This window comes from Paraburkholderia sp. SIMBA_027 (assembly GCF_046535315.1).
Taxonomy (GTDB): domain Bacteria; phylum Pseudomonadota; class Gammaproteobacteria; order Burkholderiales; family Burkholderiaceae; genus Paraburkholderia; species Paraburkholderia tropica.
In genome coordinates, this window is sequence record NZ_JAWRWY010001451.1 from 1 (window position 1) to 242 (window position 242).

Genomic DNA, 242 nt, shown 5'->3' on the forward strand with positions numbered 1-242 from the left:
GTCGCCGCTCGGCACGCTCGCGAAGCTGAACTGGGCGCAGTCGCAGCGGCCGCTCGACACGCAGCGCCGGTTGCTGGAGAAGCAGGGGCGCGTGATCTGCGGCGTCGACATGCGGATCGTCGGCCCAGTAGATCGCGCCCGTCACGTACAGGAAGAACAGCGACACCGACATCAGTGCGACCGCGCCCTGCGTCGACTGCACGGCGCCCGCGACGGCCACGCACGCGCCCGCGCCGAGCAGG

1 pseudogene is annotated in these 242 nt (G+C 71.9%); it reads right to left on the reverse strand.

Annotated features, from left to right (window positions below):
- Nucleotides 1-242, reverse strand: a pseudogene (locus SB764_RS43995) (hypothetical protein); the annotation flags it as partial.